Origin of the sequence: Novosphingobium beihaiense (assembly GCF_022832375.1) — a bacterium.
In the GTDB taxonomy this organism is placed as follows: Bacteria; Pseudomonadota; Alphaproteobacteria; order Sphingomonadales; family Sphingomonadaceae; genus Novosphingobium; species Novosphingobium beihaiensis.
In genome coordinates this window covers 560,156-576,632 of the sequence record NZ_JALHLG010000005.1, presented here as the reverse complement: position 1 = coordinate 576,632, position 16,477 = coordinate 560,156, and the positions used below count along the sequence as shown (strand labels likewise).

The following is a 16,477-nucleotide window of genomic DNA, read 5'->3' as shown; positions in this document are numbered from 1 at the left end:
CCTGAGCTAGCGTGTCTCGACTTCGCTCGACACGAACGGGAAAGGGCAGGGCTTACATCGCCCGGATCTGTTGCCACATGGCTTCGGGCATCCAGGTATATTCGATGTAGTGCCCAAAGACCTTGCGGGCATCGAGATACAGAAATTTCAGTCCGTTCGGATCTTCGCCGGTCAGGTCGCGTTCCATTGCGATGGGAAATTCCTGACTGTCCACCCGGGCGCGGAAATCATCCCAGTCGTCGATGCGGAAGCAGATGTGGTGGAAGCGCAGCGGGCCGCCGTTCGACAGGCAATTGGCGTAGATGCCCACTTCGTCGATCTCGTTCTCGATCAGTTCGTATTGCAGATCGCCGATCCAGATGAAGCAGATGCGGCCCTTCTGGCGCTTGGGGCCTTCGGGGGTAATCACTGTCTGATCGACGGGGATGATGATGGGCTCCTTGGCGAGCCCGCGCCCCCGGAACAGATCGATCGCGGCTTCCAGATCGTCGCAGACGTAGGCGTTCTGGTAGTGTTGGCCTTCAAGCATGGTTTTTCTCCCTTGGGCGGTCCATCACCACCACCCGTGTACCATCTTTTCCGTCATCCCCGCGAAGGCGGGGATCCCGCTTTCCTTCGACGTGGGGGAGAAGCGGGGCCCCCGCTTTCGCGGGGGCGACGAATAGAGTATGAGCGCAGTCTCAGCCCTCGCGCGCGACGTCGTAGCGCGACAGGTAGCGCTCGAACAGCGGCTCCAGTTCCGCCATGGTGAGGCCGTACTGGTCCAGCTTGTACTCGTGCTTGCCGAACTTGTTCTGCGGGTTGTCATCCACCCACTTCTGGATGCCTGCTTCGGCCTCTGCGGACCATTCGTCGCCCAGCTTGGCGTAGAGCTTCTTCGTCTCGCCCACCGGGTCTTCGACCAGATCGGCGTAGTGAACGTCGATGATCTTGTCTTCGCCGAACTTGTCGCGGAAATCCATGATGCGGTTGGCGTGCTCGGCGGCCTGCCAGGGATAGTCTTCCTTCAGCCACTCGGCATCGATCTTGCCCATATGCGCCATGTGGCTGAGCGAGATGACCGAGCACAGCGAGCCCGTCGCGGTGAACGGGTCGCGGTGGGTCCAGATCACGCGGGCATCGGGATAGACCTTGAAGATCGTCTCCAGCCACAGCGAGTGGCTGGGCTTCTTCACGTTCCACACGCCGCCTGCGTGCTGTTGCAGCACCTGCAGGAACTTCTTGTGGTATTCATAAGCGCTGGTCATGTCGCACGAGAAGATGAAGTCCTTGTAGAGCGGCAGCTTGCCCTTGGATTCGATCATCAGCGTCTTGAAGTCGTGCGCCATGAAGAACACGCATTCGTTGGGATAGATGGCCGACCCGCGATAGTACTTGCCCATCTCCGGATTGGCTTCGAGCATCGCCTTTTCCTGCGCCAGACGGCCCTGCGCGCGCGGATCGTTGATCAGCATGTCCGTCGAAGCGACCGGCGGCACCGGATCGTCGATTTCCCAGGTCAGCGGCGAGCGGCGCGCGGGATCGGCGGCCAGCAGGTTCGACATCAGCGTGGTGCCGGTGCGCGGCACGCCCATCACGAACACCGGCTTTTCGACCGGACGGTCCAGCAGCTGCGGGTTCTCGCGCAAGTACTGCGAGACTTTCAGGCGGCCGCGCAGATAGTGCAGGGTGTCGTTGGTGGCACGGCCAATGCCGGTCTCACTCATCCAGCCTTTTTCAATGCCTTCATTGAAAGACTTGATAAAAACGTCGAGCCCTTCGCGGTAGCTGTCATTGTCGAAGGTATCGATGCCGGTTTCCTTCATCGCCTGTTCGATGAGGGCGTCTGCGACCAGCAATTCGGCCATGGCTTGAATTCCTCTTCCCGGTGGGTTTGCTTTCCGGGCCCTGTCATGCCCGGCGGTTCTGGCGCGAGATAACCCGGCGGGCAGGCGCATTGGCAATGCGCATGACCTGCCATATCGGGACGTTATATCGAATTCGGGTCAATTCCCGGCATCGAGCCCCAGAGGCTCGGCCAGAACCCGTCCCTGCCGCTGACGGAAGGTGCTGGGGCTCGCCCCCACCGCGCGGCGGAAGGCGAATGTGAAGCTGGAGGGGGAGGCGAAGCCCATCGTGAATGCAATGGTCTTCACGCTTTCGCCTTCCATCAGCAGGCGCTTGGCGGCTTCCATCCGGCGCTGCTCGATATAGTCGCCGATCGAACAGGCCCGGCTGACGCGAAAGCCTCGCGTAAGCTGGCGCACGGAAAGCCCGCAAAGCTCCGCCAGTTCCTTGAGCGAGGGCGCGCGCAGATCGTCGGCCAGCCGCTCGTCGATCAGCCGCAGCCGCCATCCGGCGAGGCCGCCGGTCGCTGGGCGCTCGGTCACTTCCAGACTGTACCGTGCCAGTTCGATGGCCAGTTCGCCGCCGAGCAATTCCAGCATCCGCTGCGAGGCATGGCCAGGATGGCGCACTTCGGCCGTGATGCGGAACAGCAGCGCGCGCATCTGCGCGCTGCCGATGTCGAGCGCGGCCGCCAGATGGCGGTCGTCCCAGTCGAGCGGCTGGCCCGCCAGTTCCTCCACCAGCGCCGCGTCGATCGTGCAGATCAGCGAGGCCTGCCGCCCGCTGCCGCCCTTGATGAACAGCTCCTCGCCCGGCGGAATCGCGAAGATGTCGCCCAGGCGCTCCATGCGGTGCGGCCCCCAGCGACGGCGGTATCCCCCGCGCGACTGCAGCGGGCGCGGGGTAAGGCACATATTGACGTGATAACCGGCATCGACGGGGTGGCGCGTATCGGTCGGCTCGGGAATGTCGAAGCGCACGATCCGGCCCAGCACGCCTTCCCCCGAAAGCGCGGCATCGACCACCATCGAGGGCCGCTGGACATCGCTGTAAGGCATCGTGCTTCCCTCTCCACAAGGCCGGGGCGGCCCGTCTGAAGTCCGGCCCTAATTATGTCCCTTATACGTAATTCAGGCCTGATTTCTACACCCCGCAGACTTGCCACACAAGCCGCGTGGTTCGAAACCATCACACCAGAACCGCGCCTTGCGAGGCGTATGAACCGGGATTGAGGAGAAGCATGATGGCCAAGGGCCTTTTCGACTGCACGGGCAAGGTAACCGTAGTGACCGGCGGCAATGGCGGCATCGGCTTCGGCTTTGCCATGGGCGTGGCCAGGATGGGCGGCGATGTCGCGATCTGGGCGCGCAACGCGGAAAAGAGCGCCAAGGCCAAGGCCGAGCTGGAAGCGGCGGGTGCGGGCAAAGTGATTGCCTATCAGGTCGATGTTTCCGAAGAAGCGAACATCAACGAAGGCTATGCCAAAGTCATGGAAGACTTCGGCCGCGTCGATTGCGTCTTCGCCAATTCGGGCGCTTCGCCGCGTTACAACTCGGTCTTCGACATGCCGACGGAGCATTGGTACGATTTCCAGAAGACCGCGCTGCACGGGGCGTTCTTTACGCTGCGCGAAGGTGCGCGGCTGATGAAGGAACGGGTCGAGGGCGGCGATACCAGCGGCGGCAGCCTTGTCGCCTGCGGTTCGCTTTCGCTGTTCCAAGGCCTGCCGGGCAAGATGGAATATGCCGCGTCCAAGTGCGCGGTGGCGGGCACGATCCGCTGCCTTGCCATGGAACTCGCGCCGCTGGGCATTCGCGCCAACGTGGTGGCGCCGGGCCTCATCATCACGCCGATGATGGGCGAGGGCGCGCGCGCCGAGGCCGTGGCCGGCCACTTCGCACCGACGATCCCGATGAAGCGCTGCGGCGCGCCTGCTGACTTCGAGGGCATCGGTGCCTATCTCTGCTCGGATGCCAGCTCGTTCATGACCGGTGAGACCATCACGATCGACGGCGGCTACATGGTCCGTCCCTGATCGGAACAGGACCGGGCGAAGATAGAGGAGAGAGGCAAATGGAACTGCTCACGATCCATGGCGCCGGTGATGTGCGTCTGGATGCTTACGAACGGCCGCAGGCCGGGCCGGACGACGTTGTCGTGAAGATGAAGTCGGTCGGCATCTGCGGGTCCGATCTCTCCTATATCAAGATCGGCGGCATTCCGCCGGGGAACGTGACCGCGCTCGGCCATGAAGGCGCGGGCGAGGTCATGGAAGTGGGCGCCGGGGTCTCGGGCATCGCGGTGGGCGATCCAGTGATCGTCAATCCGATGATGACGCCGGGCAATATCGGTTCGGGCGGGCCGGAAGGCGCTTTCACGCAGGAACTGCTGGTGCGCGGCGCGCAGCTTGGCGAATCCATCCTGCCGATCCCCGAAGGCATCCCCTATGACGTGGCCGCGATGTGCGAGCCGCTGGCGGTCGCCATGCACGGCATCAACCGCGCCGAAGTAAAGCCGGGCGACAAGGTCGTGGTGTTCGGCTGCGGTCCGATCGGCCTCGGCATGGTGCTCTGGCTGATCGACCGGGGAATCAAGGACGTGGTCGTCTTCGATCTGGCCGAGGAGCGTCTGGAACGCGCCCTTGCGCTGGGCGCACAGGCCGCGCTCGATCCCACCAAGGTCGATGTGCGGGCCGAACTCGCGCGGTTGCACGGCGAAGTGCCGAGCTATGGCCGCGTGGGCGTGGGCACCGATGCCTTTATCGATGCGGCAGGTGCGCCCAACATCCTGTCCGACGTGGTGGCGATGGCCAAGTTCCATTCGCGCATGGTGATCACCGCCGCGCACCTGAGGCCGATCGAGTTCCCGGTGGGCCGGATGCTGACCAGCGAAATGACAATCACCACGGCCATGGGCTATCCCACCGAAATGCCAGAAGTGATCGCTGCCATGCCGCGTCTGAAGGATACTATCGCGGGTATGATCAGCCACAAGCTGCCCTTCGGCGAGGTGATGAAAGGCCTTGAGATCGCGGCGACACCGCAATCCAACAAAGTCATGATCGAAATGGAGGGCTGACCGTGGCTGAAACCAGGGATTCCGGTCCGAAACTGGCCGGTCTGGTCCGCTCGGGCGACGAGCAGACCGAAGCCATCGCGATCAACGATTTCATCTTTCAGGCCAACGATATCTCGAACGCCTACCTCGTCACCACGGCCGAAGGTGACGTGCTGATTAACACCGGCTTCATGGACAATGCCGAACGGACCAAGCGTCTGCTGACGCCGCCGCGCACCGGCCCGCTCGCTTTCATTATCCTGACGCAGAGCCATGCCGATCACTACGGCGCCGTGCCCGAGTTTCTGGAAGACGGCACGCAAGTGATCGGCGGCCCGGGCTTCGACGAGGCGCTGGCCGACATGATGCGGTTGCAGCCCTTCTTCGGACCGCGCAGCGGCAAGCTCTGGGGCTCCACGCTCAAGCGTGGGGGCACGCCCAAGCCGGCGCCGGACGTGAAGCCGGACATTCTGGTGGATCGCAAGCTGACGCTGGACATAGGCGGACGCACGTTCGAGATCATCTCCACGCCCGAGGGCGAGAGTATCGACGCGCTCACCGTATGGATGCCGAAGGAAAAAATCGCCTTCACGGGCAATGTCTTCGGCCCGGTCTGGCTCTCGATGCCGTTTCTCAACACCCTGCGTGGAGACAAGCCGCGTCTGGTGCGCAACTACCTCAAGTCGCTGGAGACGATCCGCGATCTGGGGGCGGAAATGGTGATCACCGGCCATGGCGAGCCGATCGTGGGCAAGGACCGTATAAAGACCGATCTCGACAAACTGCACGCCGCTGTCAGCTACGTGCGCGATTACACGCTCGACGGCATGAACGCGGGCAAGGACGTCCACACCCTGATGCGCGAATTCGCCTGGCCCGAGGGGCTGGAGATCGGTGAGTTCCACGGCAAGGCAAGCTGGGCGGTCAAGTCGATCTGGCGCGAATATGCGGGCTGGCTGCACTATGAGGACGGCACCACCGCGCTTTATGGCGTGCCCCGTTCGAGCGTGGATGCCGACCTTGCCGAACTGGCCGGCGGTGCGGCGAATCTGGCTGAACGGGCCCGGGCCAAACTTGATGCCGGGGCGCCGCTGGAAGCGATCCACCTCGTGGACATCGCGCTCGGCGCTGAACCGGATTGCCGCCTCGCGCTGGAGGTGAAGCGGGATGCCAATCAGGCCCTGCTGGCCGAATGCGGGGGCAAGAACCTCAGCGAGACGATGTGGCTGCGCTCCGAGATCGCGGCGGCAGAGGCACGGTTGGGCGAAGACGCGTAATCGCGCCATTCCAATTTTCGTCATCCCCGCGAAAGCGGGGATCCCGCTTCCCCTGGTCTATGGCGGCGTGCGCGAAATTTGAGCGCCGCTGCCGTTCATGTCGAGCGAAGTCGAGACACGTCGGCGCTGTGTAAGCGTGTCTCGACTTCGCTCGACATGAACGGGATCTGGTGCAGGTTAAACACACACCTTGAAAGAACAAGCGGGGTCTCCGCCTGCCCAAAGGGCAGTTTATCCTGAGCGGCCGACTTGCCGGCCAGCCGAAGGGCGGGGACGACGGTGTGTTTTCTTCGATGGCTCCCCTATGCCATCACCGCGACACTGTCGCTCACCAAACGCACCAGTTCCGCCTGTCCGCGCACGCCCAGCTTGGCGTAGAGCCGCTTGGAATAGTTGCGCGCCGTCTCCAGCGTCAGCCCCATGCGTTCGGCGGCTTCGGCGATCGAGAGGCCTTCGTTGAGCGCCACCGCCAGTTCCGCCTCGCGGCGGGGCAGGTCGAACAGGCGGGCGAGGCGCTCCACGCTTTCGGCCGTGCGGGCATGGGGCAGGCGGCAGAGCACCAGCATGGATGGGCGCGGCATGTCCGTGGTGGCGGAGAGCAGCGCTTCCAGTCTCGGTTCTTCGTAGAGCAGCACCGGGCGGGGGGCGCCGGGATCATCGCCGGTGAAATGAGCCGCTGCAGCCGTCAGTTCGCGTTCGGTCTGCACGCCCAGATTGTGCAGGCGTTCGCCAATGCGCGGGCTGTAACCGAGCGTTTCCGCCATCCAGCTATCAAGGCGCGGATCGATCGAGAGCAGCCGCGCCTCGCGGTCCATCACCATCCAGGCCGTGGCGGAACGGGCAAGGCCCTGCACGCTGACGCTGGCGCGGACGCGGTTGCCTTCCAGCTCGACATGAGCCCGCAGCGCTTCCTCCACATAGGGTGCGAGGCTGGAGAGCAGAGCGCTGTCCGCGGCCGTGCAGGGCCTGGCGCGCGCCAGTATCAGCCAGGCGCTGACATCGCCGATATCGGCGATGCGCACCACCCGCTCGTCGGCGATGCCGAGGCGCTGCATACGGCGTGTCCGTTCGGCGCGATAGACCGGATCGTGGTCGAAAAATTCGGAAATCGAATAGACCCGGCCGGGCCGCAAGGCGTCATAGTGAAAACGGTCGAGCGCATGGGTATCGAGCGGATCGGCGGCCTGCGCATGCGCACGCAAGTCGATCCCGGCATGGAATTCCTGCACATCCGCATGCGGCCCGGTGCCCGAACGCTGGACGAGGCCGACGTATTCGGCTCCGGTGCGGCTGCGAACCCTTTCCAGAAAGGTCGAAAACCGCGCATCTTCGGACAGTCCGCGAAAGAGCGGAAGCAGAAGATCGGTTTCGTCGCGACTGGTCAGCGCCATACCCTCCCATATGGGAGGTTTTTGAAAATGTCATCCCTGCAAAGAGATTCGCGACCCGAAAATCGGGACTAAACAAAAAAGGGATGTTTCATGAAAACCCTGACACACCTTGAGAGGCTGGAGGCTGAAAGCATCCACATCATCCGGGAAGTCGTCGCCGAAGCTGAAAAGCCGGTGATGCTCTACTCGGTCGGCAAGGACAGCGCCGTCATGCTGCACCTTGCCCGTAAGGCCTTCTATCCTTCGCCGCCGCCGTTTCCGCTGCTCCACGTCGATACCACGTGGAAATTCCGGGCGATGTACGACTTGCGCGACAAGATGGCCGAGCTCTCGGGCATGGACCTGCTGGTCTATCACAACCCGGAAGCGGCCGAGAAGGGCATCAACCCGTTCGACCACGGCTCGCTCCACACCGACATGTGGAAGACCGAAGGCCTCAAGCAGGCGCTCGACAAGTATGGCTTCGATGCTGCGTTCGGCGGTGCCCGCCGTGACGAAGAGAAGAGCCGCGCCAAGGAGCGCATCTTCTCGTTCCGCACGCAGTCGCACGGGTGGGATCCGAAGAACCAGCGCCCCGAGCTGTGGAACCTCTACAATGCCCGCAAGGCCAAGGGCGAATCGATCCGCGTCTTCCCGATCTCGAACTGGACCGAGCTCGACGTGTGGCAGTACATCCACCTCAACGACATTCCGATCGTCCCGCTCTACTTCGCCGACGAGCGCCCGACCGTGGAGCGCGACGGCATGCTGGTCATGGTCGATGACGACCGCTTCCCGTTGAAGCCTGGCGAAAAGCCGGTGATGCGCTCGGTGCGCTTCCGCACGCTGGGCTGCTACCCGCTGACCGGCGCAGTGGAAAGTACCGCCAAGACCCTCCCCGAGGTGATTCAGGAAACCCTGCTCACCACCACGTCCGAGCGGCAGGGCCGCGCTATCGACAAGGATGCCGGCGGTGCTGGCATGGAAGTCAAGAAGCAGCAGGGGTACTTCTGATGACCGAGGCAACCACCCAGACCGAAGAACCCGTCTACGTCGTCGACGAGCTGATCTCAAAGGACATCGACGCCTATCTGGAGCAGCACGAGCACAAGACGATGCTGCGCTTCATCACCTGCGGCAGTGTCGATGACGGCAAGTCCACGCTGATCGGCCGCTTGCTCTACGATTCGAAGATGATCTTCGAGGACCAGCTCGATGCCCTCACTTCGGATTCGAAGAAGGTCGGCACGCAGGGGCAGGACATCGACTTCGCGCTGCTGGTCGACGGCCTCGCTGCCGAGCGCGAGCAGGGCATCACCATCGATGTGGCCTATCGCTTCTTCAACACCGAGAAGCGCAAGTTCATCGTCGCGGACTGCCCGGGCCACGAACAGTACACCCGCAACATGGTGACGGGCGCCTCGACCGCCGACCTCGCGGTGATCCTGATTGACGCGCGCAAGGGCGTGCTCGTCCAGACCCGCCGTCACAGCTACATCTGCCACCTGCTGGGCGTGAAGAATATCGTCCTGGCCGTGAACAAGATGGACCTTGTTGATTACAAGCAGGAGGTCTTCGACAAGATCGTGGCGGACTACACCGAGTTCGCCAGCTCGATCGGGATCGAAAGCTTCACGGCGATGCCGATCTCCGGCTTCAAGGGCGACAACATCACCAAGCCTTCGGAAAACACCCCCTGGTACAAGGGGCCGACGCTGGTGGATCATCTGGAAACGGTGGAAGTGCTCAGCTCGGCCGATGCCGAAAAGCCGTTCCGCATGCCGGTGCAATGGGTGAACCGCCCGAACCTCGACTTCCGCGGGTTCTCCGGGCTGATCGCCACGGGCGAAGTAAAGCCGGGCGACAAGATCCGCGTGCTGCCCTCGGGCAAGACCAGCACGGTCAGCAAGATCGTGACCTTCGACGGCGAGCTGGACGAGGCCGGAGCCGGCCAGTCCGTCACCGTCTGCTTCGAGGACGAGATCGACTGCTCGCGCGGCTCGGTGATTTCAGTGGCCGACAATCCGCCGCAGACCGCCGACCAGTTCGAAGCCACGCTGGTGTGGATGGCGGACGATGCCATGGTTCCCGGCCGCGCCTATTGGCTCAAGCTGGGCACGCAGATGGTTTCGGCGACGGTTCAGGAACCGAAGTACGAAGTCAACGTCAACACCATGGAGCACCTCGCCGCCAAGACGCTGGAGCTCAACGCCATCGGCGTGGCCGAGATCGCGACCGACAAGCAGGTCGTGTTCGAGCCCTATGCCGATAACCGTGCGCTGGGCGGCTTCATCCTGATCGACAAGATGACCAATGCCACGGTGGCGGCGGGCATGCTGAACTTCAGCCTGCGCCGTTCGCAGAACGTGCACTGGCAGGCGCTCGATATCGGTCGCAAGCAGCATGCGGGGCTCAAGAACCAGCAGCCTGCCGTGCTGTGGTTCACGGGGCTTTCGGGCTCGGGCAAGTCGACCATCGCCAACCTTGTCGAGAAGAAGCTGCACCGGATGAACCGGCACACCTTCCTGCTCGATGGCGACAACGTGCGCCACGGCCTCAACAAGGATCTGGGCTTCACCGAGTCCGACCGGATCGAGAACATCCGCCGCGTCGGCGAAGTCTCGAAGCTGATGGCGGACGCGGGGCTCATCGTGATCACCGCCTTCATCTCGCCGTTCCAGGCGGACCGCGAGATGGTGCGCTCGATGCTGCCCGAAGGCGAGTTCTTCGAGGTGTTCATCGACACGCCGCTGAAGGTGGCCGAGGCGCGCGACGTCAAGGGCCTCTACAAGAAGGCCCGCTCGGGCGAGCTGAAGAACTTCACCGGGATCGACAGCCCTTATGAAGCGCCGCGCAATCCGGAAATCCGGATCGATACCACTGCGGTGTCGCCCGAAGAGGCCGCCAACCTCATCGTCGATGCTCTGCTGGGGGATTCCTGATGAGCATGACAGACGGCGATCTCGCGGCCCATCTGGCCGAACAGGCGGGCAAGATCCTGCTGCAGGTGCGGGCATCGGGCATGTTCGAGGGCAAATCCCTCGGTAAGGCCGGAGACCAGACCGCGAACCAGTTCCTCGTTCACGCGCTGCGCCAGCAGCGCGCCGAGGATGGTCTTCTCTCCGAAGAGGAGAAGGACAATGCGGAACGTCTCGCCAAAGAGCGGGTGTGGATCGTCGATCCGGTCGATGGCACCCGCGAATATGGCGAGGAGCGCACCGACTGGGCCGTCCATGTCGGCATGGCGGTGAACGGCGTTCCGGCGCTCGGTGCTGTCGCGCTGCCGGGGCTTGATGTGGTGCTGCGTTCGGACCAGCCGGGAGAAGTCCCGGCAGCGCCCGAGAAGCTGCGCATGGTCGTCAGCCGCACGCGCCCGGCCAAGGAAGCCACTGGTGTTTGCGAGGCGATCGGCGGCGAACTCGTCCCGATGGGCTCGGCCGGTGCCAAGGCCATGGCGATCCTGCGCGGCGAGGCGGATATCTATCTGCACTCTGGCGGTCAGTACGAGTGGGACAGCATGGCGCCGGCTGCGGTCGCGCTGGGCTGGGGGCTTCATGCCTCGCGCATCGACGGCAGCCCGCTCGTCTACAACCAGCAGGACGTGTACATGCCCGACCTGCTGATCTGCCGCAAAGAGCATGCGGATGTGGTGCTCGAAAAGGTGAAGGCCTTTCTCTGAGCGAAGGGCATCGACGATTGCGGGCGGCCGGCACAAGGGGGGGTGGAGTGCCGGCCGCCCGTTCGTCTCCGGGCTTCGTCCCAAACACAATCTCCCCTGCGGAGAGAAGACCGGGTCGTGCGCGAACCTATCGCGCGGCTACGGCTTGCACGGTGGCATCATCGAGCAGCACGACGGAACGGGACGCGGAGGCGAAGTATTCGAGCATGGCGGAATATCCCCGCGCGCTCAGTTTGACGTAGACCCGGCGGGCATCGCCGGGATCGGCTTCGCGGGCCAGAAATCCGTCTCTTTCCAGGATCGTGATCCACCGCAGCGCCGTGGTGGAGGGAACCGCCGAGCCGATGCAGGCGCTGGTGACGGAGACGCGGCGGCGTTCCTTGGCGGCGATAAACAGATCCAGCAGGATGTCCCAGGCCGGTTCCCCGAACAGGCTGTCCGAATCAAAAATCTTGGTGCGCCGCCGCCGGTCGCCATATGTCTGGCGGGCCAGTTCCACCCAGATCGGGTGGTCCTGCGCGGTGGCGGAGCCGTTGGCCGCTCCGCGCTCCTCTCCGGTAAAGAGGTAGGAGGAGACTGCAGCACTCTCTCCGATTTCCAGTTCGCGGGCGACAGCGAGAAGTTCGTTTGCAACGCCGATGAGGCGGATGGCTTTTGCTCTGTTACGCATCAACTGACCAGCACTGTTCATCGACTAGAATCACCACTGCCTGGCTGCATCGTGGTTCGATTTCGAAACGTGCAGCTTGTCCCCAACGTTTATCGGCAGACCGGCCGAAGCCGTATTCAGATGCAGTGATCTGGTTTTCATCTCGACTGCTATTGACTGCCACGCTTTAAGTATTGTCAGTCACAAGAAGAGCCGTCTTGCCAAGTTTACTCCGCATCGGAGAGAATGCGAGGCGGTTCATGCCGCTCGCACAAGGTCTGTATGGCAGCGCCGGTCTCGGCGCCGGAGAACAGCGGCCCCGGTGACAGGGGTGGTTTCAAGCTCTTCGGCAATTGAAGTGGCAGCCGTAAGCTTACCGGCTTTGTCCATCCTCGGTGGGGAGACTCTGCCCCATACGCTTTCTGTATTGAGGGCAATACTTCGGCCGAGTGCTATTCTTGTTTAATCCATATAAACGGCTTGTAATATCCATATCCGAACGAAATCGGCATCTGTTATTTTCAGTCAGTGCTGGCCTGTTGATTTGAAATCGATTGATACGGTCTGTTCGGGCCTGGAACAAATTGAAGCGCACGGGGCCGTTGTTCCCTGCGGCAATCAGTATCCGCATTTGGTCAACGGAAGGCCGGGGGCTATGCGGCCCCCTGGTGCTGAGCCCGGTCAAGCCGATCGATTTGCGCGGGCGCAAGGTTCAGGTGCGTGGCCTCGATAAGAGTGGTGACTTGTTCTGGCGTGGTGGCGCTGGCGATAGGGGCGGCGATGCCCGGCCGGGCCCGAAGCCATGCCAGCGCGGCCTGCGCCGGGGCCGTTCCCAGTTCACCGGCAATTTCCCGCAAGGCAGCCAGAACGCTCCAGCCCCCATGGGCGGCCGTTTCATCGAGCGAAAAGGCTCGGCTTGATCCGGCCCAGTCCGCGGCGCTGTTGTACTTTCCGGTCAGAAAGCCCGCTGCCAGGCCGTAGTAAGGCAGAACCGCGATTCCGTGGCTCAGGCATGCGTCCTGAAGCGGGCCTTCGTATTCTTTGCGCTCCACCAGATTGTAGAGCGGCTGCAGGACCGAGAAGGGGCGGGCACCCAGCCTGTCCGCCGTCGCCAGCACTTCGGCAAGGCGGGCGGCGCTGTAGTTCGATGCTCCCAGTTCGCGGGCCTTTCCTGCCCGGAAGATCTCGCCATAGACACCGGCGACTTCCTCCAGCGGCGTGGTGCCATCGTCGCGGTGGGCATAGTACAGATCGACATAGTCGGTGCGCAGGCGTTCCAGCGAGCCTTCCAGCGCTTGCCTGACTTTAGCAGGATCCAGTGCACCGGGAGCGCCGCCCTGGCCGGTCTTGGTGCCGATCCGCATGTCCTCACGCACACCCCGGCTTTCCATCCATTCGCCGATGATCGCCTCGGACTCGCCGCCCTTGTTGCCGGGAACCCAGTTGGAATAGCCCTCGGCCGTGTCGATCATGCGCCCGCCCGCCTCGTAGAACGCATCGAGCACCGCGAAGCTGGTATCCCTGCCGATCGTCCAGCCGAAGACGTTGCCGCCGAGTACCAGCGGAATGCCTGCCAGGGCCGGATGATCGCCAGATATGTCAGCCACCGAATTTCTCCCTCAATTCGAGCAGGGCGATCGCGGCCTTCGCCGCCTCGCCGCCCTTGTCCTTCTGTGCCGGATCGGCGCGGACCAGAGCCTGCGCCTCGTTCTCCACGGTAAGGATGCCGTTGCCGATGGCAATGCCGTCCATGGTCAGTGCCATGACCCCGCGGGCACTTTCGCCCGCAACGATCTCGAAGTGATAGGTCTCGCCCCGGATGACGACGCCGATGGCGACGTAGCCGTCATAGTCTCCGCTGGCATCGGCCAGCGAGATGGCGCCGGGAATTTCCAGCGCGCCGGGCACGGTGATCACATCGGCCTTGTGCCCCTCCGCCTTGAGTGCGGCCTTCGCCCCGGAAACGAGCATATCGTTGAGGTGATCGTAAAAGCGGGCCTCGACAATGAGGAAGCGGGCCATGTCAGTTTTCTCCTTCGTCCGGCGCGGCGGTGATCGCGCGTTCGCCGGCAATGTTAAGGCCATAGCCTTCCAGCGCCACCAGGGAATGATGGGTGTTGGTCAGCAGGATCATGTCGTGGATACCCAGCTCGGCCAGGATCTGCGCACCGACGCCATAGTCGCGCAGTTCTTCGAGATCGGGAGCCTCGCCAGCGCGCACCTGCTGCTTGATATCGATGGCGCGCGACATCAGGCGGCCCATCGGCCGGTTGATCAGAACGATTGCGCCGCTGCCTTCCTCGGCGATGATTTCCATCGAGCGGTGCAGCAGATCGGCCCGGTCGCCCTGTTCCTCGCCCAGGATATCGGAAAAGATCGAGAGCGTGTGCATACGCACGAGTGTGGGTTTGTGGGGATCGATACGGCCCTTGACGAGGGCCATGGTTTCATCACCCGTGGCCTTGTTGAAATAGGTGCGGGCGGTCCACTGGCCGCCATAGCGGCTGTCGAATGTGAGTTCGGCCTTTTTCTCCACCATGCGGTCATGCTTGCGGCGGTAGGCGATGAGATCGCGGATCGTGCCGATCTTCAGCTCGTGCATGCGCGCGAAGCTGACGAGATCGTCCATGCGCGCCATCGTTCCGTCGTCGCGCATGATCTCGCAGATCACGCCCGAGGGATTGAGGCCGGCCAGGCGCGAGATATCGACGGCAGCCTCGGTATGCCCGGCGCGCACCAGCACGCCGCCGTCACGGGCGCGCAGCGGGAAGACGTGGCCGGGGGTAACGATATCGTCCTTCGTCTTGCTGCCGTCGATCGCGACCGAGACGGTGCGGGCGCGGTCTCCGGCGGAAATACCGGTGGTGACGCCTTCGCGCGCTTCGATGGAGGTGGTGAAGGCGGTTTCGTGCCGGGTACCGTTGTTCTGGCTCATCAGATCGAGGCCAAGCTGGTCCACGCGCTCGCCGGTCAGCGTCAGGCAGATCAGGCCGCGCCCGTGGGTGGCCATGAAGTTCACTGCGGCAGGCGTGGCCATCTGCGCGGGGATAACGAGATCGCCCTCATTCTCACGGTCTTCATCGTCCACGAGAATGAACATGCGGCCGTTGCGCGCTTCGTCTATGATTTCCTCGATGGGGACGAGCACTTCGCGGTCGTCGTTCGAAAACAGCACGCGTTCAAGCTTGCCGAGCGTTTCGGCAGTCGGATTCCAGTCCGGCTCGGTGCAGTCACGCAGAGTGTTGGCGTGCAGGCCTGCGGCGCGGGCGAGCCCGGCCTTACTCATTCCGCCGTCGGACACGAGCTGGCGGACCTTTTCGATCACATTGCTGGACATTGGCATATCACTTTCACATTTTGATGTGCATCCCGTACATTGAAATCACATTGTGATGCAACAGTGCTTTGCCTCCACTCTGGCCCAATCCCCGGATGCAAGAAGGGCGGGCCCTTCCGAGCCCGCCCTGTCATTTTCCCAACCGGGCCGTGCGCCCTCAGGCGTCCTGCTTCTTGCCTGCGCTCATCATCTTGGAGATGTCCACCTGGCCGGTGGCAAGACCGCCCATGAAGCCGCCGTCCACCGGCATCACAATGCCGTTGACGACGCTGGCAAGGTCCGAGTTGATCAGCACCAGCGGACCGGCCTGTTCTTCCGGCGTGGTGTAGCGGCCGAGCGGCTCGGCGGCGGCATCGACCACATCCTTGCCCGAAGTCTCGTGGAACGTCTTCATCATCGGCGTCTGGGTGGGCGAGGGCAGCGAGCAATTGATGCGGATGCCCTTCTTGATGAGCTGGGCGCCCATGAACTGGGTCCAGACGATCACGGCTTCCTTGGAGAAGGCATAGCCTTCGGAAACCTGATCCATGTTCGCATCGCACCAGTCGAGCCCGGCCTGGAAGCCCTGCGTCATCAGCAGCTGCATATGGACCGGGATGCGGCGGCTCCAGCCCAGACCGCCGGTCGAGGCGATAGAAACGATCGCGCCCTTGCCGTCCATCAGCGGAACGACCTGTTCGGTCAGGTGGCGGGTGCCGAGGAAGTTCACTTTCATCACGTCCATCGCGGGGAAACCGCCACCGCCGGGCAGGCCCGCGCAGTTGAACAGGGCATCCACCTTGCCGCCGACACCGGCCACGGCCGCTTCGATGGTGGCCGGATCGCGCAGGTCGATCTGCGTGAAGGAGGCCATCGGCACGCTGCTTTCCTTGAAGTCGAAGCCATGCACTTCGGCGCCGAGTTCGACCAGCAACTTGGCGGTCGCTTCACCCATGCCCGAAAAGCAGCCGCTGACGATTACGCGCTTGCCCTTGTAGCCGAGAACATCACTCATCTTGTCGTCCTTCCTCTCTCGGGCCCGATGCGCAGCGTCCAGCCCCAAAACCGTGTGCGATAGCTACGCGGGGAGGGGGCCCTGCTTCAACTGCCGCTCGGGCTGATCGCTGGCACGATAACCGGGATCAGCCCGGCGCGGAAATGCCTGCCGGACGCGGGGGGCTGAGGAACAGGCACGGGCAAGCGCGATTGCCGGTACCCGCAAGTCCATGCCCATATCCGCTCACGCTCGCATCGCCAGCGCCTGCTTGCTAGGAGGAGCCGGAACGCAGAGGCGGGAGTGTT

General features: G+C 63.2%; 15 protein-coding genes. 6 read left to right on the top strand and 9 right to left on the bottom strand.

Features of this window, described 5'->3' with window-relative positions:
• Positions 1 to 52: 52 nt before the first annotated feature.
• The 3 genes from MTR66_RS06345 to MTR66_RS06335 form a co-directional block, all read right to left on the bottom strand.
• Positions 53 to 529 (bottom strand): VOC family protein, encoded by a 477-nt coding sequence (locus MTR66_RS06345; RefSeq protein WP_243918832.1) that lies wholly within the window; start codon positions 527 to 529, stop codon positions 53 to 55.
• A 151-nt stretch (positions 530 to 680) separates the two neighbouring features.
• Positions 681 to 1,847, bottom strand: a complete 1,167-nt coding sequence (locus MTR66_RS06340) for a sulfotransferase family protein (protein ID WP_243918830.1) — start codon at positions 1,845 to 1,847, stop codon at positions 681 to 683.
• A 138-nt stretch (positions 1,848 to 1,985) separates the two neighbouring features.
• Complete coding sequence (locus MTR66_RS06335) at positions 1,986 to 2,885, bottom strand: helix-turn-helix transcriptional regulator (RefSeq protein ID WP_243918828.1); 900 nt, start codon at positions 2,883 to 2,885, stop codon at positions 1,986 to 1,988.
• Positions 2,886 to 3,070: 185 nt separating this feature from the next.
• Here MTR66_RS06335 and MTR66_RS06330 point away from each other — a divergent pair, with 185 nt between their 5' ends.
• From MTR66_RS06330 to MTR66_RS06320, 3 genes are read left to right on the top strand one after another with little or no spacing between them, the layout of a single operon-like run.
• A complete protein-coding gene (locus MTR66_RS06330; protein WP_243918826.1) occupies positions 3,071 to 3,862 on the top strand; it encodes an SDR family NAD(P)-dependent oxidoreductase in 792 nt (263 codons plus the stop codon).
• 38 nt (positions 3,863 to 3,900) lie between these two features.
• Positions 3,901 to 4,905 (top strand): zinc-dependent alcohol dehydrogenase, encoded by a 1,005-nt coding sequence (locus MTR66_RS06325; protein WP_243918823.1) that lies wholly within the window; start codon positions 3,901 to 3,903, stop codon positions 4,903 to 4,905.
• A 2-nt stretch (positions 4,906 to 4,907) separates the two neighbouring features.
• Positions 4,908 to 6,161 (top strand): MBL fold metallo-hydrolase, encoded by a 1,254-nt coding sequence (locus tag MTR66_RS06320; protein WP_243918821.1) that lies wholly within the window; start codon positions 4,908 to 4,910, stop codon positions 6,159 to 6,161.
• A gap of 302 nt (positions 6,162 to 6,463) precedes the next feature.
• On the opposite strand, the gene MTR66_RS06315 is transcribed toward MTR66_RS06320, so the two are convergent.
• Positions 6,464 to 7,552 (bottom strand): helix-turn-helix transcriptional regulator, encoded by a 1,089-nt coding sequence (locus tag MTR66_RS06315; RefSeq protein ID WP_243918819.1) that lies wholly within the window; start codon positions 7,550 to 7,552, stop codon positions 6,464 to 6,466.
• Positions 7,553 to 7,642: 90 nt separating this feature from the next.
• On the opposite strand from MTR66_RS06315, the gene cysD reads away from it, so the two are divergent.
• Genes cysD through MTR66_RS06300 form a run of 3 tightly spaced genes read left to right on the top strand, consistent with a single transcriptional unit; the run spans position 7,643 to position 11,210 of the window.
• Complete coding sequence (gene cysD / locus MTR66_RS06310) at positions 7,643 to 8,545, top strand: sulfate adenylyltransferase subunit CysD (protein ID WP_243918817.1); 903 nt, start codon at positions 7,643 to 7,645, stop codon at positions 8,543 to 8,545.
• Positions 8,545 to 10,473 (top strand): sulfate adenylyltransferase subunit CysN, encoded by a 1,929-nt coding sequence (gene cysN, locus MTR66_RS06305; RefSeq protein WP_243918815.1) that lies wholly within the window; start codon positions 8,545 to 8,547, stop codon positions 10,471 to 10,473. The genes cysD and cysN overlap by 1 nt, the downstream gene beginning before the upstream one ends.
• 5 nt (positions 10,474 to 10,478) lie before the next feature.
• Positions 10,479 to 11,210 (top strand): 3'(2'),5'-bisphosphate nucleotidase CysQ, encoded by a 732-nt coding sequence (locus tag MTR66_RS06300; RefSeq protein ID WP_243918997.1) that lies wholly within the window; start codon positions 10,479 to 10,481, stop codon positions 11,208 to 11,210.
• A gap of 127 nt (positions 11,211 to 11,337) precedes the next feature.
• Here the strand turns inward: MTR66_RS06300 and MTR66_RS06295 are convergent, their stop codons facing one another.
• The 5 genes from MTR66_RS06295 to MTR66_RS06275 all read right to left on the bottom strand — a co-directional run bounded on the left by MTR66_RS06295 (position 11,338) and on the right by MTR66_RS06275 (position 16,190).
• On the bottom strand, positions 11,338 to 11,901 hold the full coding sequence (locus MTR66_RS06295) for a helix-turn-helix domain-containing protein (RefSeq protein ID WP_243918814.1): 564 nt from the start codon (positions 11,899 to 11,901) through the stop codon (positions 11,338 to 11,340).
• 611 nt (positions 11,902 to 12,512) lie between these two features.
• Complete coding sequence (locus MTR66_RS06290; protein ID WP_243918812.1) at positions 12,513 to 13,466, bottom strand: aldo/keto reductase; 954 nt, start codon at positions 13,464 to 13,466, stop codon at positions 12,513 to 12,515.
• Positions 13,459 to 13,881 (bottom strand): 6,7-dimethyl-8-ribityllumazine synthase, encoded by a 423-nt coding sequence (ribH, locus tag MTR66_RS06285; RefSeq protein WP_243918810.1) that lies wholly within the window; start codon positions 13,879 to 13,881, stop codon positions 13,459 to 13,461. The genes MTR66_RS06290 and ribH overlap by 8 nt, the downstream gene beginning before the upstream one ends.
• Before the next feature lies 1 nt (position 13,882).
• Positions 13,883 to 15,196 (bottom strand): 3,4-dihydroxy-2-butanone-4-phosphate synthase, encoded by a 1,314-nt coding sequence (gene ribB, locus MTR66_RS06280; protein WP_243918808.1) that lies wholly within the window; start codon positions 15,194 to 15,196, stop codon positions 13,883 to 13,885.
• A gap of 157 nt (positions 15,197 to 15,353) precedes the next feature.
• The gene (locus tag MTR66_RS06275) at positions 15,354 to 16,190 is read right to left on the bottom strand and encodes a coniferyl-alcohol dehydrogenase (RefSeq protein WP_243918806.1); all 837 of its coding nucleotides are present in this window, start codon (positions 16,188 to 16,190) and stop codon (positions 15,354 to 15,356) included.
• Between the last annotated feature and the right edge of the window lie 287 nt (positions 16,191 to 16,477).